We start from the raw sequence: 25,306 nt of genomic DNA on the forward strand, positions 1-25,306 counted from the left end.
GTACTTGTTCGGTTTCCGCGTCGAAACGAGCGTCGAACCAAGAGGCGGCGCGCCGACCGCTTTTGGTCGTCCCGACGTAAGTATCCGGTATGTCACTCGATGCAACGCGGACCGCAGTCGTCGTCGTCGATATGCAAAACGGCTTTTGTCACCCCGACGGCAGTCTGTTCGCGCCGGGGAGCGAGGCCGCAATCGACCCCGTAACCGACCTCGTTTCGAGGGGCCGCGACGCCGGCGCACACGTCGTCTACACGCAGGACGTTCATCCGCCAGAGCAGTTCGACGGCAACCACTACTACGACGAGTTCGAGCGCTGGGGCGAACACGTCGTCGAGGGGTCGTGGGATGCCGAATTGGTCGATGCACTGGACGTCCGCGAAGAGGACCTCGTCGTTGAGAAACACACCTACGACGCGTTCTATCAGACGCAACTCGAAGGCTGGCTCGACGCGCGCGGCATCGACGACCTGCTCATCTGCGGGACGCTTGCGAACGTCTGTGTTCTCCACACCGCCGGAAGCGCCGGGCTACGCGATTACCGTCCGATTCTGGTCACCGACGCACTCGGCTACATCGAAGCGGAACACAAGGAGTACGCCGTAGACCACGCAAACTGGCTGTTCGGCGAGACGACAACGCTCGCGGACGCCGAATTCGAGTAATCTCGATTGAGGGCCGTCGAAGACGGTGCCCGGAGGCACCGACGTTACTCTCGGAACAGTCGGTACGCGCCCTGTCCGGTGGCGACGGCGTCCTGCCAGTCGGTCGAAGGAGACTGTCGGCCGGCCACGTCGGAGTCGTCTTCGGGGTCGGTACTGACGACGGTAATCGTGCTCACGCCGACTGAACCGCCCGCGCGGACGACCTCCGCGACGGCGGTCAGGTCGCCAGCCGCTCGGCGCAGGTAGTTCACGTTGAGGTTAATCGTCGCCACGCCGCCGGAAAGGGGGTCGTCGAGCATGGTTCGAAGCGCGATGCCGCCCGCCGTGTCGATAAGCGTCGCCGCGATACCGCCGTGAATCGTCGGCGGCGAGACCGTGTTGGTGAGTTTCTCGTCGTAGGGGATGGTCATCACGATACGACCGCGTTCGATGGCATCGACGCGGGTGTTGAGCCACGAGAGATAGCCGTGTTCGTCTTCGATGTGTTGCTGGACGATGGCCGCGGCCTCGGCGGGAAAATCGTCGTTCATACCACAACGAGTGTGTGAGATAGCATGTAACCGACGGTCGGCGAGACAGTCGCCGGGTTCTGGCTTCGTAATTTGGGACGTGAGATATATACTGCACCCGAAAATCATACTGGTATGGGCGACTTCCGCGTCCTCTGTATCGACGAGGGCACGTCGAACCTCGCGGAGGCCATCGAGCGACGCGGATTCTCCGTCGATATCTATTCGACCGACGACGCACCGTTCGAGATGCTGGACGAATCCGTCGATGGAATCATCGTGGGCGGCGACATCGACGTCGAACTCGTTTCTCACGTCCGTGACCACCTCGGTGTGGTTCCGATATTCTTCCTCGTTGACGGCGAGCCGGAAGCCGACGTTTCGACGAGCGAAAACGGCGCAATCGCGGTCGAGTGGCCGGCGACCGACGCCGAGTGCAACGCGCTCGCGGCACGAGTCGAGCGCGCGGTCGAGTTTTCACAGTGGGTCGCGGCGAGTCGGGACAGCGAATCGCTGTACCGGACGGTCGTCGAACAGAGCCACGACGCCATCTTCATCGCCCAAGACGGCGGGTTTCGGTTCTGGAACCGGCGATTGACCGACCTCACCGGTCTCACCGACGACGAACTCGCCGACTGTACGCTGTTGGACGTCATCCACCCCGACGACAGGGAGAAGGTCTCCGAAATTTCCGAGATGCGGCGACGGGGCGACGACGCACCCGTGAGCTACGACGTCCGAATCGTCGATACCGACGGGGACGTCCACGAGTGCTCGGCCAACGTCAAGGATATCGTCTATCACGACTCCTACGGCATCCTCGTCACGGTGCGTGACGTGACCGAGCGACGCGCCACGGAGGCCCAGTTTCGCGCCCTCGTGGAACTCGCACGCGACATCGTGACGCTCATCGGGTCCGACGGGCGAATCAAGTACCAAAGCCCGTCCATCGAAGACATCCTCGGGTTCGGCCAAGAGGAGCTAGTCGGCACGCACATCAGCGAGCACATCCACCCCGACGACTGGGGCACCGTCGAAGACGCGTTCCAAGCGTCGATACGAACCGGCACGGACACCCAAGAGCCGATTCGGTATCGACACCGCGACGCGGACGGAGCGTGGCGCTGGCTGGAGTCAACCGGGTCGAACCAGACTGACACGTCGGTCGATGGCTTCGTCGTCACCACCCGCGACGTGACAGAACAGCGGAACTACGAACAGCAGTTACAACGACACGAGAGTATCGTCGAGAGCATTCGGCAGGGGGCCTACGTCTTCGACCACGAGGGCATCCTCCGGTACGCCAACGGGGCGGCGGTCGAGCGAACGTCGGTTCCGCGGGAACGACTGGTCGGACATCACATCTCCGATGTGCGCGAGATGACGCTCCTCGACGACGAGCAGTGCGCCCGTCTCGAAACTGCGCTCGACGCGGTTCTGCGCGGCGAGAGCGACGGCGAGCGATTCGAACTCGAACCGTTAGACTCCGACGCGGGGACCGTCGTCGAGTTCGCCATCTCGCCGATTATCGGCGACGACGGCGAGATTACCGGTGCGGTCGGCATTTCGACCGACATCACGGAGCGGAAACGGTACGAAAAGCAACTCAACGCGCTCCACGTCTCGACGCGGGAGCTAACCGCCGCAACCAGCCGAGAGCAGGTCGCAACGGTCGTTTGCGATGCGGCCGACGGGGTCCTCAACTACAACATCAGCGGCGTCCTCCTGTACGACGAGGCAACCGACTCGCTCGTGCCGACGGCGTTCACGGCCGAGGCCCGAGAGATATTCGGCGAGGTGCCGCCGCTCCCACGCGGAACCGGCTTTTCGTGGGAAGTGTTCGAGCGTGGTGAGCCACACCTGTACACCGATTTCGAGGCGCACCCATACCGGTACGAACCCGTCGAAGAACTCAAAGAGGAGTTGGTCGTCCCGATACCCGACCACGGCGTGTTCTTCGTCGGGTCGCGCGACGAGGGCGCGTTGGCCGACCAGCGCCTCATGCTGGCGAAAGTGTTGGCGTCGAACACGCGCGCCGCACTGGACCGCGTCGAGCGCGAGCAACTGCTCCGCCAGCGCGAGCGCGAACTCGCGCGACAGAACGAGCAACTCGAATCGTTCGCGTCGGCGGTCTCTCACGACCTCCAGAACCCACTGAACGTGGCCATGGGCTATCTCGAACTCGCCCAAGAGAGATACGACAGCGACGAACTCGCGCGGGTAGAAGAGGCGCACGACCGGATGGAAGACATCATCCAAGACGTGTTGGCGTTGGCGCGAAGCGGCCAGACGGTCGATGAAGTCGAGACGCTTTCGCTCAAGCGCGTCGCCTCCGAGGCGTGGAACACCGTCGCTACCGATGCGCCGGACGCGACGCTCGAATTCGACGGCGAAACCGAGATAGCGGCTCACCACGGACGGCTTCGACAGCTCTTCGAAAACCTCCTGTCGAACGCGATTCGTCACGGCGGTGACGACGTGACGATCAGGGTCGGTGTGCTCGAAGACGCCCCCGGGTTCTACGTCGAAGACGACGGTCCCGGCATCCCGTCCGACGAGCAGTCGCACGTCTTCGAGGCGGGCTACACGACGAGTGCCGAAGGAACCGGCTTCGGTCTGAGCGTCGTCATGGGCGTCGTCAACGCACATGGCTGGGCTATCCAACTCGCCGAGACCGACGGCGGCGGCGTTCGGTTCGAAGTCACGACCGACGGCACCCGCTGACGGGCGAGTCCACTGTTACCGTCGGAAACGCCTAATTCCCGGTCGGCCCAACGACAGCGTATGAACAGTCCGGACGAGGCGACGACGCAAGCGGTCGCATCGTGTCACGACGCGCTCCCACCGGCGGTAGACGGCGGACGCGTCGTATTCGGGTTCGACGGGTACATCGACCGGGTGAGAGAGTTCGTCTCAGAGCGCCAGTCCGCGACGTCGTACGAGCGCGTGCCGACGCTCGACGCCTTCGCCGACCGCGTGAACGCGTCGGTCGAAGCCGAAAGCTCGCTCTCGTTCGAATGGATTCAAGCGGGCGTCAGAACCGGCGGCCACGTGAGCCACCTCGCCCGCGCGTTCGACGCGTTGGGCTTCGAGCCCGCTATCGTCGGCTGTCTCGGCGACCCACCGAAAGACCCGTTTCTCGAAGCGTTCGGCGACATGCCGTTGGAAACCCTCGGGTCGCCGGGATACACCGACGCCGTGGAGTTCGCCGACGGCAAACTGATGCTCACCGAAATCGGCGCGCTGATGACGCTCGACTGGGCCGATATCGAATCTCGCGTCGGTCTCGACCGACTCACGGAACTCGTCGATGGGACCGACCTGCTCGGCGTCGGCTACTGGTCCGAACTCCCCGCCCTGCCGGACATCGCCCGCGGGCTTCGGACAGACCTCTGGCCGACGCTCTCGAACCCGCCGGAGACGCTTCTTCTCGACCCCGGCGACCTGCGCAAGCGCGAACCCGACGTCGTCGCCGACGGCGTCGAACAGGTGTCGGCGCTGAACGACGTCGTTGACGTGGTCGTCTCGGCGAATCGCTACGAAACGCGGTATCTCGCACAACTCGCAGGCGTCGAAGACGAGGCGTTCGAACGCGAGGCGCGTGCCGCGTTCGACCACCTCGACGTCGCCCGATTCGCGGGCCACGGAATCGACGCGGCCCACCTCGTTGACGACGACGGTCTCGTCAGCGTCGGCGTCCCGCGAACCGACGACCCGGTGCTCACGACGAGTTCCGGCGACCACTTCAACGCCGGACTCGCCCTCGCGCACGTTCTCGGTCTCGGTCCCACCGAGTCGCTCGTCGTCGGGAACGCGGTCGCCGGCCATTTCGTCCGCAACGGACGCCCGCCGACGTACGAAGAACTCACCTCGTTCGTCGCGTCGTACGTCGATTATTTTGACCATATAAATACAGGTTGACAGAACAAGGGTCAGATATATTACTAGAATGGCCGATATTTTCGTTGTCAGTGGCACCCCTTTTCGAGGTACGACGTGTCGTCGGCGAACGGACCTCGCCTTCGCACGCCTCTCGATAGCGGATTTTTCGGGACTGCGGCGGAGTTCGGCGAATCGAGATTACTCTACTTGGAGCGAGTCGTCGTCGAGGTCTTCGACCGCAGAGCCGACGAGGTGTCGAAGTCCGCGACGGAGCCGTTGCGATAGCGCCTGTTCGGAGATGTCCAGGTTCGACGCGATATCGCCGAGCGTCGTCTCTTTCGGCGTCTCGAAATAACCGTGACTGAACGCGAGTTTGAGCGCGGCTAACTGTTTCTCCGAGAGGTTGCTGTTCGGGTAGTGTCGCTCGTCGAGGTGCGTGGATTCGACGCGTCGGATGTCGATGTCGATGCCACGGTCGAGGCAAGCGTCGTGAAACTGGGTCGTTTGCTCGTTCGTCGGGAAGTAGATAGAGAGCGTCCAGCCGTGTTTTGTGCCGACGATTTTCCGAACGATACCGCCGCACTCACGAATCGTCGTGATGAGTCCGTCACCTTTGAGCATCCACTCACACCGGTAGAGTCGCCCTCGCTGGCTCTCCGAGACGACTTCGAAATCCTCGACGCCGACGTGGCTTTCGAGACGGTCGGAGACGGCGTCGAATCCGTCGCCGTGGGCAAAGAAGTACGGAATCTGCTCGCCCGAGACGGGAACGCACCCGACGAACGTGATTTCGAGGTCGGCGTCGGCGAGGACGGCACTCAGACACGAATCGTCAAGTGAGTGGCCGAGTTCGACTTCGTACCCGTGGGTGTAGCCACCAGTCATCGTCGCGCGAGCGTGCCGACGGAAGAAATCAAAACATCGTCACATATCCGCGTATCACGTCTCACAAACAGTGTGAAACACGAACGAATAGAGGATATTATTTGCGGAGCCGCCACCTTTCATAGTAAAGGTGTTTAAATGTATATGAGCGTACACCGGTGGTAGTTGTCGATGGTATCCCGACGTATTCTAGGCAAAACAAGACAACGAAATGTAATATTAAACGATTATCCAAGCCGAATCGGATTCTCGCTCGTCCGAATCGTCACTTCGAGGTCGTCGCCGACCGAAAAGTCGTGGTCGGGACAGACTACCTTCGTTCCGAACGTCGTCTGCGAGGCGAAAAGCGAGAGTCCGGTGACGCGCTCGCCGTTTGCGACCACGTCGAACGCCGCCCACGGAACGTCGCGGCCGGTGGTGCGGCCGACATCGACGTCGAAAAGCGAGAGTCGGGTCTCGTCTGCGACCGGCGAGAGAGTCCCACCGGCGGCGTAGTGAGCGAGACCGCCGTCGAGGACGATACCGTCGTCGCTGGCGAGGCCGGCGAACTCGCCGGTATCGACCGCGTTGTCGGCTCTAGTCGGTCGGTCGAGAACGACGAACGTCTCGCCGACATCGACGACGGTTCCGCGACCGTCCCAGTCGAGTGGCAAGACGGGGACATCGGCCGTAAGGGGGAGCGACCCGCGAGCGCGATGGAGATTCGCCGACGCCCGGCGGAAGCCGAGATGGACGTGGTTCGAAACCCACGGCGCGAAAAACCCGGACCGGACGAGTCGCCCGAGCGAGTCGCCGACAGCGACCTCGTCGCCCACGGCGACGCCGGGTTCGACGTGGAGAATTCGCGCGACGAGTCCATCACGCGGGTCGGTTTCGGGGTCGCCGCTCCAACCCAGCCCGGTCCGTTCGGCGTCCACGTCGAGTAAGATGAGATACTCGTCGTCGTGGGCGTAGGGCTTGTCCGGAGCGCGGACGGTTCGCGTCTCGCGGACGACGCCCGCGACCGGCGAGCGGGCCACTGGGTCGTCGTCGTCCACGTAGAGGTCGATTGCACACCCGCTGTCGTGGGCGGGGTACGGGGAGTTGTAGAGTGAAAAGCGCTCGAACCGAAAGCAGATCGACCGCGGCAGACGCAACATGGTCGTCGGGACGGGACGGATGTGCTTAGGTACGTCGGGGTGTTTCGAACGGGTATGCGCGTCATCCGCGGTCGCGGAACTGACAGAGACGCCGACAGCGCGGTCACCGCGGCCATGCTCCGCGACGCGGGCGAGACGGGCGAACCGGCCTTCCGCGCGTGGACGCCGCACCGACAGATTGCGTTCGGCAGGCGGGACGCCCGCGCCGACCGATACGACGACGCCGTCGCCGCCGCCGAAGCACGCGGGTTCCCGCCCGTCGAGCGCTCCGTCGGCGGTCGAGCGGTCGCCTACACCGGTACGACGGTCGCGTTCGCCCACGCGGTTCCCCTCGACGACGCGCGGGCCGGTCTCGACGCGCGATACGAGGCCGAAACGTCAGCCGTCGTTCGCGCCTTGCGAACCCTCGGCGTTCCCGCGCGACGGGGCGAGCCGCCGAACTCGTACTGCCCCGGCGAGCACTCGGTGCAAGCGGGCGGGAAACTCTGCGGTATCGCCCAGCGCGTCCGCAAGTCGGCCGCGCTCGTGTCCGGCGTCGTCGTCGTCGCCGACCGGGACGAAATCGTCGACGTACTCGTCCCGATATACGACGCCATCGGCGTGCCGTTCGACCCCGATTCGGTCGGGAGCGTCGCAACCGCAGGCGGTTCCGCGAGTCCGGACGACGTGTGCCGCGCGCTCGAATCCGTCTTCGTCGGCGACGCGGAATCGCGGGTCGAAGACGCCGCCGACGTGACGTGAAGCCGCCGACGCGGGCACGCACTCACCGGCCGAACCGCCGGACTTAGAACCCGGCACGTCGCACCCTCACCTATGCGAATCGAGAACGCGACGCTGGCCGACGGGCGCGTGGTCGATGTCCGCGTCGAAGACGGCGTCATCGACGCCGTCGGCGACCTCGACCCCGCCGACGGCGAGGAGGTAATCGACGCCGACGAGAACCTGTTGCTCCCGGGCGCTATCGACGTGCACGTCCACTTCCGCGAACCCGGATTCGAACACAAAGAGACGTGGGAAACTGGCTCGAAGAGCGCCGCCGCGGGCGGCGTGACGACCGTCGCCGACCAGCCGAACACGGACCCGACGACGACGACCGGCGAGGGTTTCGACGCGAAGGCCGAACGCGCCACGACGTCGTGTATCGACTACGGTATCAACGGCGGCGTCACGGCTGACTGGGACCCCGACACGCTCTTCGACCGACCGCTTTTCGCCCTCGGCGAAGTGTTCCTCGCGGACTCGACCGGTGACATGGGCATCGACGCCGACCTGTTCGCCGCGGCCGCCGAACGCGCCGGCGAAGCCGACGTTCCCGTGACCGTCCACGCCGAAGACGCCGACCTGTTCGACGAGTCCGCTATCGAGGGCGACCTCGGCGGAGCGGGCCGCGACGCCGACGCCGACGCGTGGAGCGCCTACCGCCGCGCCGACGCCGAGGAAGCCGCCGTCGAGCGCGCCGTCCGCGTCGGTGGCGAGACGGGCGCACAGGTCCACATCGCTCACACGAGCACGCCCGAAGGTGTCGATGCCGCCCGCGACGGCGGCGCGACCTGCGAAGTGACGCCGCACCACCTCTTTTTGTCGCGTGACGACTGCGACGAACTCGGGACGTACGGTCGGATGAACCCGCCGCTCCGGTCGGAAACGCGCCGCGAAGCCATGTTCGAACGCCTCGCCGACGGCCGCATCGACGTGGTTGCGACCGACCACGCGCCCCACACGGTCGATGAGAAAGACCAGTCACTCCTCGACGCGCCGAGCGGCGTCCCCGGCGTCGAGACGATGGTGCCGCTCCTGCTCGGGGCCGCCGTCGAAGGCGACCTCTCGATCGAACGCGTCCGCGACGTCGTTGCGACGAACCCCGCGGACATCTTCGATCTGCCGCGGAAAGGCCGTATCGAGGCAGGTGCCGATGCCGACCTCGCGCTGTACGACCTCGACGCCACCCGCGAAATTCGCGGCGACGACCTCCACTCGAAGTGCGGGTGGACGCCGTTCGAGGGCTTCACGGGCGTCTTCCCCGAGTGGACGATGCTCCGCGGCGAGACGGTCTGGGACGGCGAGTCGTTCGGAGACGTGGCGGGCGAGAACGTCCGCGCGTAACTCCCTCCTCGACAGGTCACGCAAGCGAACATTTTCCCGTCTGACGACCTGAGACACCCACAGGCATGACCGACGAGCAGACGCCGCGGAGTCGCGGCCCGAACGCGGACGAGTCGCACGCGCTGACTGGGATGCTCTCGTTTTGGGAGACGGTCATCGAAGACGCCGAGGCGACCGCCGCCGAGTACACAGAGGAAGGCTGGGAGACGCTCGTGCTCCACCCCAGCGACGTGACGGTGCTCCCGCCGTCGAATCTCCCGGACTCGACGGCGCGCGTCGGCTTCGACGTACTCGTTCCGGGCGAGGAGTTCGAGACGCTCTCGGAGTGGGTTGCCGACGCCGCGTTCGACCGGTACGACGTGTATCGCGCCCACGAGGACGGCACCGCGTTCGTCGTCTCGGTCGTCCAATCGGCGACAACCGAGAGAGCGGTCGTCGTGCCGCTGTACTACGGACTCGACGAGGTGTCGGTGTTGAAACGGCGGGCGAAAAAACAGGGCGCGCTCCGTCTGTACGTCCGGCCGGTCGAAGCCGACCAGCGCGTCGAATTGGTCCAGTCCGACCCGGACCCGCTGTTTCCGTAACGTCCCGGTTTCGACTGCGAGCGGTGTTCAGTCGTCGTTCGAGAGTTCTTCTTCTCGCAGTTCCGTACTCGCCTCGCGGACCTCGCGCATGACGCTCGAAATGCGCTCTTCGGCTTCGAGTTCTTCTTCCACGGAGAGGTCTACGCCCTCTACTTCGAGGAGGAACTTGGCGATTTCCGTCACCTCGTACATCATCTCGTCGAGTTCTTCGGCGGTGAAAAAGCCCGACATCGCCCCGTAGAGGAACGTCGCACCCGACTTTCGGACCTTGTCGCGGAAGGCAGAGCGCGCTTGGTTGACTGCCTGTGGGGTGTACGTGTCGGTCATGAAGGGGACGAGTTCGGGGAGGTTCTCGCCGATTTTCGTCATCTCGACGCCCGTCTCGGTTCGGAAGTCGGCACAGAGTCGAGCGATGGCCCACTCGCGCGCCGTCACGTAGGTTCGCTCGCGGAGGAAGTCGTTGACGCGGTCGTACTGCGCGCCATCGACCTTCTTGAATCGAGCGTACTTCTGTACGTCTTTGGGAACGTCGGCGGTGGCGGAGTCGGAAGCGTCGTCGCCCGGGACGTCGGCGTCGGCGACGCTCGCCTCGTCAGCGCTTTCGCCTTCGGCGGTTGCGGCCTCCTCGCCAGTCATTTCGACGTTAGAAGTCTCGTCGGCGGTGGCTGTCGGAGACGAGTCGGCGTCTGGCTGGCGTTCGGCATCGCGCTCGGGTGCGTCGGCCTCGGTGTCGGCCGCCCCCGTCTCAAACTCGTCGGACTCGTCAGTCATACCGCGGGCTACCGCGGCATCGCCGAAAAGGGTTCCGCGACGGTCGGTCCCACGTTCACCCCGCGTTCACCCCACGTTCGACCCCCGGTTTCGGGTAAGGGTTTTCTATCACCACCGCGAGATTGGGAATCATGAAGGTACTGCTCGGAATCGGTGGCAGTGACGATTCCATCCGAGCGCTCGAAAAGACGGTCGAGCGGACGGCCGACGCCGGCGATGACCTCACCATCGCAGTCGTCGATAACCCCGCCGTCGAGCGCTCGCGCGAGGACATCGAAACGACAGTGGGAGACGTGCTCGGCGACCATGGCGTCGATGCGACCGTCCTCCGGCTCGACGGCGACCCCGGGAGCGCGCTCGTGGACCTCGCCGAGAACGAAGGGTTCGAACAACTCGTCCTCGGCGGCGGCCAGCGAAGTCCGATGGGGAAGATTCAGATCGGGAACATCGCGGAGTTCGTCCTGCTCAACTCCCACGTGACCGTGACTCTGGTACGATGAGCCCACGAACGTACTCCGAAGCCGTCGCCGACCCCTACGAGGCACCGCCGCTGTCGTTTACCGACGGGGACAACAGAACCATCGAACTTCGGGCCTACGACGGCTCCGACGAGGAGTTAGAGGCGCTCGTCGAGATGTACGACGCGTTCGACCCCTCGGACCGCGCACAGGGAATCCCGCCGGGACGCGAAGACCGCATCCGCGACTGGCTGGACAACATCCTCGGCGACGACTGTCTGAACGTGGTCGCGTGGAGCGATGACGAAGTCGCGGGTCACGCGACGCTCGTCCCCGACGGCGACGCCTACGAACTCGCCATCTTCGTCCATCAGGACTACCAGCGCGCCGGTATCGGGACGCGACTCATCAAAGCGCTTCTCGGCCACGGCCGTGAATCCGGCGTCGAAAAGGTCTGGCTCACGGTCGAACGCTGGAACCGCGCCGCGGTCGGACTCTACAAGACCGTCGGCTTCGAGACGAGCGACGCCGAAAGCTTCGAATTGGAGATGACGATTCGACTCTCCGAACCGGACGAAGCGGCGTAAGCGGACGCGAAGCGCGAAAAACGAAACGTGAAGGCCGAAACACGAGGACGCCAGAAAAATAGAAACGCAGAAAAAACAGAAACGCGAGACGAAGACGCCTTCGACGGCTCTGAAGCCGCGAAATGTCAGACCGAAAGTACGGGCTGGCTGGCGTACAGGAGGACGTACTCGGCGGCCTTGGCGAGCACCTCGCCGGGGTCGTCGGAGATGGGTTCTCGCGGGACGACCACGAAGTCGGCGTCGAGTTCTTCTGCGGTGTCGAGGACGACGCTTCCGGGGTGGCGGAGTTTGCTCGTCCGCGAGAAGCCGTACGCGACAGAGGTAGTAATCGGCACGTCGGCGTCGGCGGCGATGTGCGACACCGTGTTGGTGACGGCCTTGCTGTCTTCGGCGACGGCGTCCTGATCGACGACGCCCTGCTCGATAGCGCGTACGACGTCGTCGCCGAGTACGTGAACGGCGTGGACCGCGGCGTCGTATTCGGCCGCGATGGCGACGGCGAACTCCGCCGCACGCGTCGCCTCCTCGCTTTGATCGACCGGCACGAGAACGAGGTCAATGGAGAGCGGGCGCGATGACATGCACCCATCTCCGTTGGGGGATGACAAAAAAGTCACCCCACCGTCCCAGTTCCCGGCGTCTCAGACTGGTTTTATGACGCCGCACCGTGAACCCGTGGACATGTTCGACACCATCGTCATCGCCACCGACGGTTCGGCGAGCGTCCGCCGGGCGGTTCGCGTCGCCGTCGATCTCGCCGACCGCTTCGACGCCTCGGTTCACGCGCTCTACGTCGTCGATGCCGGGGACGTCGAGACGGCCCCAGAGCGTCTCCGCGACGAGATGCGCGACGCGCTCCGCGAGCGAGGTGAGGAGGCGTTGGCCGACGTTCGAGCGGAGACGGACCACGACATCACCGTCGCCATCCGCGAAGGGCGGCCGTCCGGCGAGATTTCGAACTACGCCCGCGAGGTCGGTGCCGACGTGGTTGCGATGGGCACTCGCGGACGACACGGCGAAAACCGCTTTCTCATCGGGAGCGTCGCCGAGCGCGTCGTCCGAACCTGCCCCGTGCCGGTGTTGACGGTGCGACAACTGGAAGAAAACACGACCGACGACCTGCTCGCCGGAGACGCCGACTGACGCGCGACGCGGGGTGAGACCGCGGGCGGAATCGGGAGGAGTTTTCCCCGTCGCGTCCGACCCACTGGTATGGAAGACGAGCTTATCGACAGTTCTCAACTCTCTCTCCCCCGGAAGTCGGTCCTCCCGGGTGCCGGATTCTTCTATCCCGACTCGTTCGACGAAGAACGCGCCGAAGAGCGTGCCAGAGAAAAACTCGAAGACGCCGCCGTCGCGGTCGTTACCGACACCGACGCCGACGGTCTCGGCTGTGTCGCACTCGTCCGCGAACGGTACGACGCGGCCCTCGACGTGGCCGACTTCGAAGCACGAATCAAAGAGCGACTGCGCGACGACGACGCCGAGGAAGAAGACGAAGCCGAGGCGGACGACGACGAGGAAGAAGACAGGCCGAAATCGTCTGTCGCGCTCGTCGGGTCGAGTCCGTACTCGCTGGAAGACGACCTCCAGCGCGTCGCCGACTACGCACCCGACGGCATCGAGGTATTCGTCTGCGACCTCTGTCCGGACAAATACGAGTACGTCGAAGACGAACTCGAAGCACTCGCCGAGATGGCGGGCGAGGTTCACTGGTACGACCACCACCAGTGGAAACCTGAAGTCGCCGAGAGCGTGCGCGACGCGGGCGTTGACCTCGTCGTCGGCGAGTCCGACGAGGAGTGTTCGACCGACGTGACGCTCCGCGAACTCGACTACGACTTCGACGAGCGATTCGTCGAACTCGCCGCGGTCACCCGCGACCACGACCTCTGGCTGAACGAAGACCCTCGAAGTCAGGATCTCGCGGACTACGCGTACTGGACCTCAAAAGAGGAGTACGTCGCCGTCGCCGGTGCCTACGGTGCCGACCTCCCGCCGGTCGTCGAGGAGTACATCGCCCATCGACGCGTCGAAAAAGAGAACCTCATCGAGGCCGCCGTCGAGCGCGCCGAGTTGAAGACGGTCGGCGACTGGACCGTCGGCATCACCTACGGCCGGTGTTCGCAGAACGAAGTCGCAGACGCGCTCCGCGAAAACGGCGCTGACGCCGCGGTTATCGTCAAACCCGCCGGAAGCGCGAGCATCCGCGGCTCCGAGGACTTCGAACGCGCACACGAGGTCGCCGACTTCGTCAACGGCGGCGGCCACCCGAAGGCCGCCGGCTGTAAGCCGGATATCTACGACGACATGCTCGACTACGCCCACCACTGGACGACACAGGGCGCGACGACGAAGCGCGTCATCCTCAACGCCTTCGAGCGCGTGGCCGAGACGGCCGGAGACGAGACTGGCGATACTGGCGAAACCGACGAGGCCGGCGAAACCGACGAGACCAAAAGCGAAGAATAGGAAGGGACGCCGGTCGGGAGTCCTTCTTATTCGTCAACGACCCAGCGGTCGGAGTACGTCGTGCCGCAGGTGCACTTGGCGTAGGCGTGAATCACGTCGCCCTCCTCGTAGATACCACCGACCTCCTCGTTTTGCGCCTCGGCGAACGAGAAGATGAACTTCGTCTCGTGGTGTTCGTCGGCGGCCGCATCGGGGCAGACGCCGCCGCTCAGGCCGTCGTCGATATCGCCGTCGTTTCCCATGGCGGTCTGTGCGAACTCCATGGCGTCCATGCCGGTGCCGGCCGCGAAGGCGCGACGGCCGTCGTCGCCGGGGACGACGAGAATGTAGCCGTTTTCGACCTCGACGCCCATGTTCGGGAGTTTCCCCTGACTGTCGAGATACTCGTGGGTGAGAAACAGCGCTACGTCGTCGAGGCGCTCGCCTTTGAGATACTCCGTTACCTTGCTCATACCCCGCCTACGGGTGTCACGCCCTAAAAGCGGCGCGTCTCCGCGTCGGGAACCACCGTCGGTGACGAGTCACCGCTCCGCGGAGGTGGCCCGCTACTCGTCGGGACGACCGAACTTTTCTGCGAGGTTCGAGAGCGAATCGTTCGGGCGCTCTGTCACTCGGTAGACGGTGCGGACGCCCGGCACGCGCACGCCGTACTGATAGCCGTCGTCGAGTTCGTCGAGTTCGACAGCGTCACCGTCGCTTCGGTCGTTCTCGCGGCACCACTCGACGAGTCGGTTCTCGCCGCCGTTGGGCGTGCGCGCGAGACGCTTGTTGTCGTACGCCCCGCGAATCACGAGTCCCGACGCGTCGGCGGACAGTCGGGCGTGGTACGCGGTGCCGTCGAGGTGGAGACGGACGAAGTCGCCGTCGGCGGCGTTAACGTCGTCGGGGACGCGCAAGCAGGGACGACGGGTGCCACCGCTACGCGCGATGTTCGCGCGGAACGTCTGGACCGACGGATGATCGGAGGGCAGTTGCTCTGGCACGGGAAAGAGAGAAGTGAGACGGCGTTATTCGTCCGCTTCTTCGTCGTCGCCCTCGCCGAGGGCGGCGGCGACGTCGCCCTCACCGGAGGCGACCTTCGCGTTGATCTGGACCGTTTCCTCGGAGATTTCGCGGCCACGGACGGTGACGCGCTTGCGCTCGCCGTCGCGGGACGGTTTGTATCCGATGCCGTCCTCGGCGAGGATTTCCTTGAGGTTACCGCCGGGGACGTCGGGGTGCATCGGACGGCCGGCCTTGTCGGAGCCACCGGTCAGTTCGAGCGTGAAACCGTCGAGACCGACAGCGCCGGCGTCAACCTCGTCACCGAGGTCGCGGCCGAGGAATCGATTTGCGTCCTGTCCTTCGACGTCGAGCTGGTAGGTCTCGCCGGAGTCGGGGTCGGCGACGACGACCATGAATTCTGCCATGCGCGGATGAAAACGGTCGCGGATAAAAAGTACGTCGAAAGCGCGTCTCGGGACCATACCTGTCGAACTCGGTCGAAATCGGCGAATTAGGGGCGATTTCGGCGCAGTACGGTGGGTGAGAAAAGTTAACTTCCAACACTGTGTAGCTGGCGGTATGACCGAGCAGGCCGACACACGAGCGTCTGGACGCCTCGTCGAAGCCGAATCGCGGGCGTTGGTCGGTCCCGAACCGACCGCGTTAGTCGAACGACCGACCGCCGAATTGGTCGGGCCAAAGCCGACCGAACTGGTCGAACGTCCACCCGCGGAGTTGATGACGCGGCGGACCGACGCGCTCACCACGCGCCGAACCGACGCACTGGTAACAGCCGAACCGACCGCGCTCGTGGCGCGTTCGCGGTTCGAGTGTGGGGTCTGTGGCACTCGCTCCGCGTCGAGCACCCACGAACAGGCGTGTCCGCGGTGCGGCGGGGCACTGGAACGTCTCGGCGCGTCGAACGAGTAACTGCGTCGGCTACGACGAGTTGTTCGCCTCGCCAGCCTCCGCCTCGGCCTCTGCTTCTTCGATTGACTCCCAGAGCGAGCACCAATCTTCCGGCCCGATGTACCCTTCGACTCGCGCACAGGCACCGAAGCCGTCACCGTTTTTGTCGGGAATGTACTCGGCGCAGTTGTCGCAGTCGCGGCCGCTCTGTGTCAGTCCCGCCTCGACGGCGTCGGTCGCTTCTTGGAATTTAACGTCCGCCTTCGGGAACAGTTCGTCCGGATTTCGTTCTTCGTCGGCCTGCGAGCGCGCCGTCCGATACGCATCGGGAACCGGCCCGCGCTCGAACTCCTCTCGTGAGACGCCCTCGGGGAGTTCCTCTTCGTGGTCGTCGTCTCCTGTCTCGGTCGTCGCGGTCGTCGTAGTCGTCTCCGCTTGTCCGTCGTCGCCGCCGAGACACCCCGCGAGTCCGACGACCGTTCCGGTCCCCGCCAGTCGAAGGAATCGTCGTTTCGTTCGGTCAAAATGTGTCATGAATAGAAGATACGCGACGGGCGGGTTTGAGTAGCCACCGCGTTATCGACGGTAAGTCGGTTCAATTGTCAATTATTTCAGGTCGTCACGAACGGGCAACGAGGAGAGCGCGTCTCAGCCTTCGAAGCCGTCTTCCCACCGGAACGTACCGTTTCGCTGGACGACCGCCCCATCGACCTCGATGAACGATTCGTCGCTCATGTCGGTAATCATGTCCACGTGGACGGCCGACTGGTTTCCGTCCTCGCCCTCGGAGAGACACGACCCGTAGGCGCGCCCGACCGCGAGGTGGATGGTGTCACCCATCTTCTCGTCGAAGAGAATACTGTCAGTAAAGCGGTCGATACCGCGGTTCATCCCGATACCGAGTTCGCCGAGGCGACGCGCGCCCGCGTCGGTGTCGAGGATGCCGGCGAGCGCCTCTTCGCCAGCGCCCGCGGAGAAGTCCACGACCTCGCCGCCCTCGAACGTGAGATGGACGTTCTCGACGCGCTGGCCTTCGAGCGTCATCGGCACGTCGAAGAACACCTCGCCCTCGACGGCGTCTTCGACGGGGGCGGTGAACACCTCGCCAGACGGGAGGTTGTGCGAGTCGTAGGCGACCGAGGCGGCGGAGTTGACCGCGGTTCTGCCCTCGATGGACATCGTGAGGTCGGTGTCTTCCTTGACGATGCGGACCTCGGAGCCGTCGTCGAGAATCTCTTTCATGTTCGCCATCTCGTCGGCGAGTTCCGCCCAGTCGCGGAGGATTGCGTCGTAGACGAAGTCGGCGTACTCCTCGAATGACATCCCGGCCTGCTGAGCCATGGCGCGAGTGGGGTGGACCGTCGAGACCCAGTCGGTGTCCATGCGCGCCTCGCGGACCTCGCTCGTGGCGCGGCCGTGGGCCTGTTTCGTCTCGGTTGGCACGTCCGCAGTCGCGGCCGTGTTGCGCGTCCCGCCGAGAAAGAGCACGGAGTCGGCGGTCTCGTAGAGCGCCAATTGGTGTTCGGGACATTCAAAGTCCCCTTCGTGTGCGCGCAGGTACGCCCGCTGTACCTCGTCGGAGTTGTAGGTCGTCACGACGTTCGCGCCGCGCTCGCCGAGCGCCGCGGCGACCGCTACCGCGAGGTCGTGGGCACCTTCGCCGACCGAGACCACGACGTCGTCGCCGGTCTCGACCTGTGCGCTCCAATCGACGAGCACTGCGGCGTGCTCGTGAATTCGTTCGTCCATACGCGACCCTCGGTCGGTGCGGTAAAAACGTCGGCGTCTACCGTCGCTGACGGAACGTTTATCGATAGCCACACGTCACCAATTGTCGTGACTACTATCGCACTCGCCACCTGCGAGGACCTTCCGTCGCTCGTCGCCGACGACACCTCGTTCGTCGCGGCGCTTCGGGACCGCGGGGTAACAGCCGAACCGGTCGTCTGGTCCGACGAGTCGGTCGATTGGGGCGACTACGACGCCGTCGTCGTTCGGTCGATTTGGGACTACTACAAGCGGCCCGAGCAGTTCAGCGCGTGGATCGAGACACTCGCATCCGCCGACTGCGACGTGTGGAACCACTCGGACGTGTTGCGGTGGAACAGCCACAAATGCTACCTTCGAGACCTCGCGGCGCGCGGCGTCTCGACGCTTCCAACCGAGTACGTCGAGCAGGGTGACGACGCGTCGCTCGAAGCGATTTTCGACGACCGAGGCTGGGACGAACTCGTCGTCAAACCCGCCGTGAGCGCCGGTGCGTTCGAGACGAAGCGCATCTCCCGCGACGCGGCCGCCGCCGAGCAGTCGTGGTTCGACGACCTCGTGAGGCGAAACGACGTGCTCGTCCAAGCGTTCGTCGCCGACATCACAGACGGCGAGTGGTCACTCGTGTTCTTCGGCGGTGAGTACAGTCACGCCGTCGTCAAACGCCCCGAAGCGGGCGATTACCGGGTGCAGGAGAAACACGGCGGGAGCGTCAACGTCGAGACACCCAGCGACGGGCTTCTCGAACAGGCGGCCAGGGTTGTCGATGCGGTCACCGCAGAAGTCGGTGCAAAGCCGCTCTACGCCCGGGTCGATGGTGTCGAGCGCGACGGCGACTTCCGTCTTCTCGAAGTCGAACTCATCGAACCGGAGTTGTTCTTCCGGGTCGACTCCGAGGCGGGCGATAGATTTGCCGAGACGATTCTCGAACGGGTCTGATGGCGCACTCTCACGGACGGGAAACCACAACCACTACCTCCCCCCGCAGACGACTCCGACCCATGCAACTAGGCGTCATCGGCCTCGGCCGGATGGGGCGCATCGTAGTCGACCGAGTGCTCGATGCCGGGCACGAGGTCGTGGCTTTCGACCTCTCTGCGGAAGCGGTCGCGGCCGCCGCCGACGCGGGTGCCGAACCCGCAGAGAGCGTCGCCGACCTCGCCGACCGACTCGGCGACGACAAGCGCATCTGGCTCATGGTTCCCGCGGGCGACGCGGTGGACGCGACCCTCGACGACCTCGACCCGCATCTCGACGCGGACGACGTCGTCGTTGACGGCGGTAACTCGCACTTTGAGGAGTCCGTCCGACGAGCCGAGGCATGTTCCGCGGCGTATCTCGACTGCGGCACCTCCGGCGGCCCCGCCGGTGCCGAACTCGGCTTCTCGCTCATGATTGGCGGCCCGCAGTGGGCCTACGACGAGATGACGCCCGTCTTCGACGCCGTCGCAACCGGCCCCGCTGGCCACGACCGCATGGGCGCGGCAGGCTCCGGTCACTACGTGAAAATGGTCCACAACGGCGTCGAATACGCCCTCATGCAGGCGTACGGTGAAGGCTTCGAACTGCTCGCCGAGGGTCGCTACGACCTCGACCTCGAATCGGTCGCCCGCACGTGGAACAACGGTGCGGTCATCCGCTCGTGGCTCCTCGAACTCTGCGAAGAAGCGTTCCGCGAGGAAGGGACCGACCTCGGCGACGTTGACGACCACATCGCCGGTGGCTCGACGGGCACGTGGACGGTCCAAGAAGCGCTCGAACAGGAAGTTCCCGTCCCGCTTATCTACCAGTCGCTCGCCGAGCGCTTCGGCTCCCGCGCCGACGACCGGTTCTCGCGCCGCCTCGCCAACCGACTTCGCTACGGGTTCGGCCGCCACGAAGTCGCCCGGAAAGACGAGTAAGCGACCGGTCGTGGTTTGCTCGCAGGCGACGGATACGGGCGAACCCACCTCGATATTTTGGGAATCCTTCGAGAGCGCCGTCTGGACGGTGAAATCAGCCGTCCGAGACCGCCGCCATAATCACAATTTCCTTAACCCCTCCCTCCATATCCGCCCTTATGGCAGTCATCAGTCTGGTGGGTGTCGGGGCCGGATTGGTCCTGGTACTCCTCGCCGTCGCCCTGCACTTTTCGAAGGGCACCGGTTGGGAGCCGACCGCCGACATCACGCAGGAAGTCCTCGAACGCCGCGCGGCGACCGTCGCAGAGACCGACTTCCCCGAGCCGATGAACCGCTCTATCGGTGGCGGTGCCGTCGCTGGCGCGGTCGCCGGCGGCGAGGAAGGCGCTGAACTCGAAGGTGAAGGCGCGGCGGAAGAAGAACAGAGTCCCGCCGACATACCCGAAGACGAAGTCGAGTACTTCGAAGTCGAGTTCGTCAAGCAGGGTGAGACCATCGAACTGGCGAGCAACGAGACGGTGCTCGACCAAGGTGAAGACGCCGGGATGGACCTCCCCTACGCGTGCCGTCAGGGCCAGTGTGTCTCCTGTGCAGGGAAGATCACCGACGGTCCCGCCGAAGAGTACGTGACGCACTTCAAACAGGAGACGCTCTCCGGCGGCGAGATGGAGAAAGGCTACACGCTGACGTGCGTCGCCTACCCGAAAGCCGACTTCGCCATCGAGACCGGCGAAGCACCGTAACGACGCGACCCACCATTCGTTTCTCACGCCTTCGATTTCTGCCGACACCAGTCTTCCGAGCGATACCGCCCGCGTGAAACTGACCTCGAACCTCTCCCCTCCCCAGTACATTCAGAGCATTCTCCTCGCACGCTCCCCAGTACATTCGAAGCGCTCACACAGTAGCCCGACGTGCCCCCTGCCGGCGGTACGGTGACCCGGCACGGGACGTCACCTATCGACGGGTTAAAACGGGGGCCGCGTGTCTCACCTGTTCAGTGTCCGTCCCCGAAGGAGGCTCTCTGACCGAAGGAGACCTCAAAGGTCCGATGTTCGCGCTCGCGTGGCCGATTATCGTCACCGAACTCTTTCAAGTGGCGTACAACCTCGCCGATACCGTCTGGCTCGGTCGTCTCTCGACCGACGCGGTGGCCGCGATTAGCCTCGCGTTTCCGCTCATCTTCCTTTTCATCTCCGTCGGTGGCGGCTTCACCGTCGCTGGAAGCACGCTCGTCGCGCAATACACCGGCGCGAAAAGTGAAGGCTCGGCCGGAACCGTCGCCGGCCAGACGCTGACGTTTATCACCCTCATCGCTATCGTCGTCGGCTTCGTCGGGTTCCTCGCAACCGATGCGATGCTCGGTGTGCTTCCCAGTTCGCCCGCGACCGCCGGGCAGGTGATTCCCCTCGCCGGTGACTACATGCGTGTGTTCTTCCTCGGCCTGCCGTTCCTCTTCGGCTTTTTCGTCTTCTCTGCGCTCATGCGCGGCTACGGCAACACCCGCGCGCCGATGGTCGTGATGTTCATCAGCGTCCTCATCAACGTCATCATCGACCCGATTTTCATCTTCGGCTTCGAGTCGAATCCGCTTTTCGGGATGCTCGGACTGGAAGCGCTCCAAGCGGACCTCTTCGCCGCCACCGGCTTCGACGGGGAGGGCGTCGCCGGTGCCGCTTACGCGACGGTCCTCTCACGAGGGGTTGCGACCGTCATCGGTATCTACATCATCTTCGGAACGAGCGCCGGTCCCGACGTCGAATTCGACGATTTCCGACCGCAACTTCGATACATCAAGAAAATCGTCTCTATTGGCGTTCCGAGCGCCGTCGAACAGTCGGCTACCGCCCTCGGGTTCATCACGCTCACCGCGATGGTCGTCACGTTCAAACCCGAAGTCGTCGCCGCCTTCGGACTCGGTAATCGTCTCACATCACTCGTGTTCCTCCCGGCGCTCGGTCTCGGCCGTGCTACGAACACCATCGTCGGGCAAAACCTCGGCGCTCAAAAACCAGACCGCGCCGAAAGCGCTGTCTGGCTCGCCGCGAAGGTCGGCTCCAGCGTCATGGTCGTCACCGGCGTTCTCGCGTTTATTTTCGCCGAGCCAGTCGTCGCGTTCTTCCTCCCAACCGGGACGCCGTCGGCCGCACAGACCATCGATCTCGGCGTCGAGTATATCCGTATTCGGGCGTTCGAATTCGGCTTTATCGGCGTCTTGCAGGTCGTCCTCGGCGCGTACCGCGGTGCCGGAAATACGAAGACCGCACTCGGCTTTTCGTTGTTCGCACTCTGGCTGGGCCGTGTCCCTATCGTCTACCTGCTTTCGTTCCAGTTCGGATTCGCCGAGACGGGTATCTGGCTCGGCATGTCCGTCGGACAGATTCTCGGCGCGATTGCCGCGACAGCGTGGTTCACCCGTGGAACGTGGAAACAAAGCGTCATTAGTTCAGAACCGAGCACGACGTAATCGGCCGCCAGCGGTGCTTCCACAACGGTTTTACGTCGGTGTCGTGTAGCTCTCTTCGCTGAGGGCCCGTAGCTCAGTGGACAGAGTGCTTGGTTCCGGACCAAGATGTCGCGGGTTCAAATCCCGTCGGGTCCGTCAAAATTTTACTCGGTTCCTATATGTATAAAATACAGCTCTCAGCTCATCTATCGGCTGGTCTCGTCCCGAGTATATATACTCGGAGCGAAGGGCCGAAAGAGAGTAAACAACCGTAGGGAACGCGCCACGCCGCCGTCTCTCGGTGACGAGAGTAAAACGGGGTGGTGGGCATGATGCTACTCGACTCTCGGAGCGAGTCGGGTAGGTGTCTGTACTGCGGGTCTCACGTCTCGCTGGACTTCCGGCGAGTCTACGGCGATGACGACGACCGCGCACACCGCTGTTTCGAGTGTGATACGCTGGTTCGCTTACAGCGCGGGTCAGCTGGCGGTCTCGACGTTCCGATACCGGACCCGTGGATCGCGCCCGGTCGTCACGGTGGCGACCCTGAACGGTGGTCATAATGGGTGTCGCAGCCTCGAAGCGGGCGGGCGCGACTGTCGAGTCCGCACTGCTTCAACGGCATCCCGAGCTGCGGCACGTCCCTGACGACGTAGCCGAGCATCACGACGCGGTGGCCGTCTCGTTACTCTCGCCGAGTCGTGACCTACCCTTCGTCGGTCTCTGTCTCCTCGAGACGGGGACCGTCGTAGAGATCAAGAGCGCGATGGTGGTGTACGGTGAGCGACAGCGCCGCGGGCGCTTCCTGATTCGGGAAGCCCAACACAACCACCTCCTCGAGAAAGGTGGTGTCTACCTCTTCGCCGTCTGTGCGCCCACGCCCGACCGCGACATCATCGCGGCGAAGGTCATCCCGGCGAGTCTCGTTGACGAGTTCAACTTCTCGTGGGTCTCACCGAAAACGCGGTCGAACTACGCGCAATTCGCGTGGTCGCGGGTATTCTCGCCTGAGGAGGTGGAAGGATGACCCGCCTCCGCGGGACGTACTTCGCGCGACTATCCAACGGAGTGGCGACACCACCGCCGTACGCGACGGTCTTCGCTGTTGTCCGTGACGCGCCTGCGTGGGTCGAAGGCATCGCCGACCGGAACCTCCCTCATCTCGCCCCACCAGAGGAGCTGACAGAGACTCGGAATCGAGTCGAATCAGCTGCCGAGGACGACGGTGTAGACGACCCCGAGCTGGTTGCGTGGAACTCGGTCAACTTCGAAGCACAGTACCGAGACCACTTGTCTCGCGGGGGCGCACGCGAAGTCCTCAGAACGCTGGTGGAGACAGTCGAACGTCGCCCCGTGTGGCTTGTCTCGTGGCGCTCTCGCGCCGACTTAGACCATCGCTCGGTCCTTCTCGAAGAACTCCGCCAGCGGGCTGAACTCGGCCCGTGTGAACCGGGCCAACACCGTTGGACACGCGGAGTGGTACCGACAACGGTCGTCTGTGGTCGGTGTGGCTACGGTTCAACGAGCCTCACGACTGGCCAGCTCGCGCAGGACATCGACATACCCGCGCGGATTTCGGGAGGTGTCACGCAGTGAGTTTTGTCGCCAGCGCACCGCACGAGACTCGTGGCGATCTCCTGTACGCAGAGTACGGGTCGTCACCGTACTGGGCGGTTCGCCAGCTGTACAACCACATCGACGGTGGTCTCTCGAAACTCGAGGTAGAGATTCCCCGTCACGAGGAGGATGGAACCGAGACGTGGGTCGTCTCGCTTGGCTTCCACCAGTCAGGTCTCTCACCGCGAGAGTCGGACACGGTGAACACGCTCCTCGAGTACGACATCAACGCCTACGGCGAGGGTGAGCGGAAACTACCGGTCTGTGTACAGCCGCGACTCGCGTGGTCTGACGAGAATCGCCCAGACAGTGTTCCGGCAGCTCTCGGCCCCGCGACGAACGTGAAGCTGCAGAACGTGGTGAACCTCGAGCTGGACGAGATTCCACACGTGTTCAAGTGGGTGATGCGCCGCGTCTGCGAGCAAGTCGGCTTCGACTGGTCGCGGAAGTACTTCACCGAGGAGCCACACAAGTTCTCGACTCTCACCCAACACGAGCGATACCTGCGAATCGACCGCGAACAGGCGCAGAAGTTGGTCAGACGCGATGGCGTGTTCATGAAGCTCTTCATGCTCTGTGCCGACATCGAAGGGTCCCACATCGTCTACGATTCGAACAACGAGGACGTGGTAGGCTTCAACCACCAGCTCCGGCTGGACCGCTCGGCTATCGAAGAACTGTTCTCGAACAGCCAGCACCGCCCGCGCGGGCTGCAGCTGAAGCACTATCACCCGCAGTACGTGCGCACGGAAGCGAACGGTGACCCGCTGTATCACCCGAAGCTCGGTGCGCTGTACAAGAAGAACCTGAACCGAGATCAGGCGGTCCCGTGGAGCGAGCGCCACGATCTCGTGGCTGACCTCGAGGAGAAGTTGATGAACGTCCTGTCGTGGGCGGATATCCCGACACAGCCGGGAATGTGGTTCGTCCCTGACGACCACTTCGACGCGAGTGCGTCCGACCGGACGGTTGCACTCTGGGATGACCCGACGCCGCAGATTGAAGCGTCCCAGGAATCGGTCATCATGCGCACGTTCTCGAGGCTCACCGATTCCGACCGCGACGTACTCGAACACCTCGCACTCACCGACGGTGGACGCTCGGTTAGTGAACTCAAGGATGAAACGGGCTGGTCTTCCACGACGATCCATCGCGTCCTGCGCCGTCTCTCGGGGTTGCTCGAGGAAGACGGCAGAGTCGTGACGTGGGTCTCGTCGAAGATTGCCCAAGAAGTGCGCGAGCTGGTGTCCATCGCTGACGACGTGGTGGACTCGGTGGCCGCCCGAATCGAGAACGTCCTGAACGTTGACCCGCGCGATCTCGAGCGGTCCGGCCGCGCCCTGCAGAACTGGCTGAACCGCTACGGTGCGGAAGTCGTCGCCGGGATGAACGACCGGTCTGAGCGCGTGCGGATTCGGGTTCGAACGGTGCTGACCCAATCGAAGAACTCGGCTGCAACGGGTGAGTATCTGCCCGACGTTCTCGAGGAAGGCCACCGGGCGTGGTGTGACGCGGGTCTCGACTCGCGACGGTTCCTGAACGCGATCATTACCTACGATCAGGCGTACGGCCCCATCCAGAACACGGTCGCTCGGAAGCACCTCTAACGGGTGGCCTGCCGAGTGGCAAC

The 25,306-nt window shown here is 64.1% G+C and carries 29 protein-coding genes and 1 tRNA gene; 20 read left to right on the plus strand and 10 right to left on the minus strand.

The genetic code is table 11. The features are described from left to right. Positions 1 to 89: 89 nt before the first annotated feature. Positions 90 to 662 carry a cysteine hydrolase family protein gene (locus C440_RS12390; RefSeq protein ID WP_008320837.1) on the plus strand — a complete coding sequence of 191 codons (573 nt, stop codon included), beginning with the start codon at positions 90 to 92 and terminating at the stop codon, positions 660 to 662. Between the two features lie 44 nt (positions 663 to 706). Here the strand turns inward: C440_RS12390 and C440_RS12395 are convergent, their stop codons facing one another. Beyond that, positions 707 to 1,192, minus strand: coding sequence for a PaaI family thioesterase (locus C440_RS12395; protein WP_008320838.1), 486 nt, complete (start codon positions 1,190 to 1,192; stop codon positions 707 to 709). Between the two features lie 114 nt (positions 1,193 to 1,306). On the opposite strand from C440_RS12395, the gene C440_RS12400 reads away from it, so the two are divergent. Both C440_RS12400 and C440_RS12405 read left to right on the plus strand, forming a co-directional pair. Then, complete coding sequence (locus C440_RS12400) at positions 1,307 to 3,895, plus strand: sensor histidine kinase (RefSeq protein ID WP_008320839.1); 2,589 nt, start codon at positions 1,307 to 1,309, stop codon at positions 3,893 to 3,895. 60 nt (positions 3,896 to 3,955) lie between these two features. Then, the gene (locus C440_RS12405; protein WP_008320840.1) at positions 3,956 to 5,092 is read left to right on the plus strand and encodes a carbohydrate kinase family protein; all 1,137 of its coding nucleotides are present in this window, start codon (positions 3,956 to 3,958) and stop codon (positions 5,090 to 5,092) included. 159 nt (positions 5,093 to 5,251) lie between these two features. On the opposite strand, the gene C440_RS12410 is transcribed toward C440_RS12405, so the two are convergent. Together C440_RS12410 and C440_RS12415 are read right to left on the minus strand one after the other, a co-directional pair. Beyond that, the gene (locus tag C440_RS12410) at positions 5,252 to 5,938 is read right to left on the minus strand and encodes a helix-turn-helix domain-containing protein (RefSeq protein ID WP_008320841.1); all 687 of its coding nucleotides are present in this window, start codon (positions 5,936 to 5,938) and stop codon (positions 5,252 to 5,254) included. Positions 5,939 to 6,165: 227 nt separating this feature from the next. Next, positions 6,166 to 7,077, minus strand: a complete 912-nt coding sequence (locus tag C440_RS12415) for a hypothetical protein (RefSeq protein ID WP_008320842.1) — start codon at positions 7,075 to 7,077, stop codon at positions 6,166 to 6,168. Positions 7,078 to 7,131: 54 nt separating this feature from the next. Between C440_RS12415 and C440_RS12420 the strand changes: the two genes are divergently transcribed. The 3 genes from C440_RS12420 (at position 7,132) to C440_RS12430 (ending at position 9,764) form a co-directional block, all read left to right on the plus strand. Beyond that, positions 7,132 to 7,818: a lipoate--protein ligase family protein gene (locus tag C440_RS12420; protein WP_008320843.1), complete on the plus strand. Its 687-nt coding sequence runs from the start codon at positions 7,132 to 7,134 to the stop codon at positions 7,816 to 7,818. Positions 7,819 to 7,890: 72 nt separating this feature from the next. Next, on the plus strand, positions 7,891 to 9,180 hold the full coding sequence (locus C440_RS12425; RefSeq protein WP_008320844.1) for a dihydroorotase: 1,290 nt from the start codon (positions 7,891 to 7,893) through the stop codon (positions 9,178 to 9,180). Between the two features lie 65 nt (positions 9,181 to 9,245). After that, complete coding sequence (locus C440_RS12430; protein ID WP_008320845.1) at positions 9,246 to 9,764, plus strand: DUF7529 family protein; 519 nt, start codon at positions 9,246 to 9,248, stop codon at positions 9,762 to 9,764. Positions 9,765 to 9,791: 27 nt separating this feature from the next. Here C440_RS12430 and C440_RS12435 read toward each other — a convergent pair whose 3' ends face one another. After that, the gene (locus tag C440_RS12435) at positions 9,792 to 10,535 is read right to left on the minus strand and encodes a DUF5806 family protein (protein WP_008320846.1); all 744 of its coding nucleotides are present in this window, start codon (positions 10,533 to 10,535) and stop codon (positions 9,792 to 9,794) included. Positions 10,536 to 10,666: 131 nt separating this feature from the next. Between C440_RS12435 and C440_RS12440 the strand changes: the two genes are divergently transcribed. Next, positions 10,667 to 11,035 carry a universal stress protein gene (locus C440_RS12440; protein WP_008320847.1) on the plus strand — a complete coding sequence of 123 codons (369 nt, stop codon included), beginning with the start codon at positions 10,667 to 10,669 and terminating at the stop codon, positions 11,033 to 11,035. Beyond that, the gene (locus tag C440_RS12445) at positions 11,032 to 11,580 is read left to right on the plus strand and encodes a GNAT family N-acetyltransferase (RefSeq protein ID WP_008320848.1); all 549 of its coding nucleotides are present in this window, start codon (positions 11,032 to 11,034) and stop codon (positions 11,578 to 11,580) included. The genes C440_RS12440 and C440_RS12445 overlap by 4 nt, the downstream gene beginning before the upstream one ends. A gap of 125 nt (positions 11,581 to 11,705) precedes the next feature. Here the strand turns inward: C440_RS12445 and C440_RS12450 are convergent, their stop codons facing one another. Continuing rightward, the gene (locus C440_RS12450) at positions 11,706 to 12,161 is read right to left on the minus strand and encodes a universal stress protein (RefSeq protein ID WP_008320849.1); all 456 of its coding nucleotides are present in this window, start codon (positions 12,159 to 12,161) and stop codon (positions 11,706 to 11,708) included. Positions 12,162 to 12,261: 100 nt separating this feature from the next. On the opposite strand from C440_RS12450, the gene C440_RS12455 reads away from it, so the two are divergent. Both C440_RS12455 and C440_RS12460 read left to right on the plus strand, forming a co-directional pair. Beyond that, on the plus strand, positions 12,262 to 12,723 hold the full coding sequence (locus tag C440_RS12455) for a universal stress protein (protein WP_193788407.1): 462 nt from the start codon (positions 12,262 to 12,264) through the stop codon (positions 12,721 to 12,723). 69 nt (positions 12,724 to 12,792) lie between these two features. Continuing rightward, complete coding sequence (locus tag C440_RS12460; protein ID WP_008320851.1) at positions 12,793 to 14,052, plus strand: DHH family phosphoesterase; 1,260 nt, start codon at positions 12,793 to 12,795, stop codon at positions 14,050 to 14,052. 26 nt (positions 14,053 to 14,078) lie between these two features. On the opposite strand, the gene C440_RS12465 is transcribed toward C440_RS12460, so the two are convergent. From C440_RS12465 to C440_RS12475, 3 genes are all read right to left on the minus strand, one after another. Beyond that, positions 14,079 to 14,504: a DUF5807 family protein gene (locus C440_RS12465; protein ID WP_008320852.1), complete on the minus strand. Its 426-nt coding sequence runs from the start codon at positions 14,502 to 14,504 to the stop codon at positions 14,079 to 14,081. A 93-nt stretch (positions 14,505 to 14,597) separates the two neighbouring features. After that, complete coding sequence (locus C440_RS12470) at positions 14,598 to 15,035, minus strand: DUF7112 family protein (RefSeq protein ID WP_049915800.1); 438 nt, start codon at positions 15,033 to 15,035, stop codon at positions 14,598 to 14,600. 24 nt (positions 15,036 to 15,059) lie between these two features. Then, a complete protein-coding gene (locus tag C440_RS12475; protein WP_049915802.1) occupies positions 15,060 to 15,461 on the minus strand; it encodes a 30S ribosomal protein S6e in 402 nt (133 codons plus the stop codon). A 154-nt stretch (positions 15,462 to 15,615) separates the two neighbouring features. Between C440_RS12475 and C440_RS12480 the strand changes: the two genes are divergently transcribed. After that, positions 15,616 to 15,966, plus strand: coding sequence for a rubrerythrin-like domain-containing protein (locus C440_RS12480; protein WP_008320855.1), 351 nt, complete (start codon positions 15,616 to 15,618; stop codon positions 15,964 to 15,966). A 9-nt stretch (positions 15,967 to 15,975) separates the two neighbouring features. On the opposite strand, the gene C440_RS12485 is transcribed toward C440_RS12480, so the two are convergent. Both C440_RS12485 and C440_RS12490 read right to left on the minus strand, forming a co-directional pair. After that, on the minus strand, positions 15,976 to 16,479 hold the full coding sequence (locus C440_RS12485) for a high-potential iron-sulfur protein (protein ID WP_008320856.1): 504 nt from the start codon (positions 16,477 to 16,479) through the stop codon (positions 15,976 to 15,978). A 114-nt stretch (positions 16,480 to 16,593) separates the two neighbouring features. Further along, a complete protein-coding gene (locus C440_RS12490) occupies positions 16,594 to 17,694 on the minus strand; it encodes an aminopeptidase (RefSeq protein WP_008320857.1) in 1,101 nt (366 codons plus the stop codon). Between the two features lie 87 nt (positions 17,695 to 17,781). Here C440_RS12490 and C440_RS12495 point away from each other — a divergent pair, with 87 nt between their 5' ends. The 9 genes from C440_RS12495 to C440_RS12535 all read left to right on the plus strand — a co-directional run bounded on the left by C440_RS12495 (position 17,782) and on the right by C440_RS12535 (position 25,283). Beyond that, complete coding sequence (locus C440_RS12495) at positions 17,782 to 18,651, plus strand: ATP-grasp domain-containing protein (protein ID WP_049915803.1); 870 nt, start codon at positions 17,782 to 17,784, stop codon at positions 18,649 to 18,651. Between the two features lie 62 nt (positions 18,652 to 18,713). Beyond that, positions 18,714 to 19,613: a phosphogluconate dehydrogenase (NAD(+)-dependent, decarboxylating) gene (gene gnd / locus C440_RS12500; protein WP_008320859.1), complete on the plus strand. Its 900-nt coding sequence runs from the start codon at positions 18,714 to 18,716 to the stop codon at positions 19,611 to 19,613. A 158-nt stretch (positions 19,614 to 19,771) separates the two neighbouring features. Further along, on the plus strand, positions 19,772 to 20,356 hold the full coding sequence (locus C440_RS12505) for a 2Fe-2S iron-sulfur cluster-binding protein (RefSeq protein WP_008320860.1): 585 nt from the start codon (positions 19,772 to 19,774) through the stop codon (positions 20,354 to 20,356). A 257-nt stretch (positions 20,357 to 20,613) separates the two neighbouring features. Then, positions 20,614 to 22,080: an MATE family efflux transporter gene (locus C440_RS12510; RefSeq protein ID WP_338035388.1), complete on the plus strand. Its 1,467-nt coding sequence runs from the start codon at positions 20,614 to 20,616 to the stop codon at positions 22,078 to 22,080. 62 nt (positions 22,081 to 22,142) lie between these two features. Further along, positions 22,143 to 22,215, plus strand: a tRNA-Arg gene (locus C440_RS12515). A 173-nt stretch (positions 22,216 to 22,388) separates the two neighbouring features. Further along, positions 22,389 to 22,622 (plus strand): DUF7563 family protein, encoded by a 234-nt coding sequence (locus C440_RS12520; RefSeq protein WP_008320862.1) that lies wholly within the window; start codon positions 22,389 to 22,391, stop codon positions 22,620 to 22,622. Next, positions 22,622 to 23,086 (plus strand): hypothetical protein, encoded by a 465-nt coding sequence (locus tag C440_RS12525; protein ID WP_008320863.1) that lies wholly within the window; start codon positions 22,622 to 22,624, stop codon positions 23,084 to 23,086. Before C440_RS12520 ends, C440_RS12525 begins: the two co-directional genes overlap by 1 nt. Next, the gene (locus tag C440_RS12530) at positions 23,083 to 23,655 is read left to right on the plus strand and encodes a hypothetical protein (RefSeq protein ID WP_008320864.1); all 573 of its coding nucleotides are present in this window, start codon (positions 23,083 to 23,085) and stop codon (positions 23,653 to 23,655) included. The genes C440_RS12525 and C440_RS12530 overlap by 4 nt, the downstream gene beginning before the upstream one ends. Next, complete coding sequence (locus C440_RS12535; RefSeq protein WP_008320865.1) at positions 23,652 to 25,283, plus strand: DUF7845 domain-containing protein; 1,632 nt, start codon at positions 23,652 to 23,654, stop codon at positions 25,281 to 25,283. The genes C440_RS12530 and C440_RS12535 overlap by 4 nt, the downstream gene beginning before the upstream one ends. Positions 25,284 to 25,306: the final 23 nt, after the last annotated feature.

The sequence above is a fragment of the Haloferax mucosum ATCC BAA-1512 genome (assembly GCF_000337815.1).
Taxonomy (GTDB): Archaea; Halobacteriota; Halobacteria; order Halobacteriales; family Haloferacaceae; genus Haloferax; species Haloferax mucosum.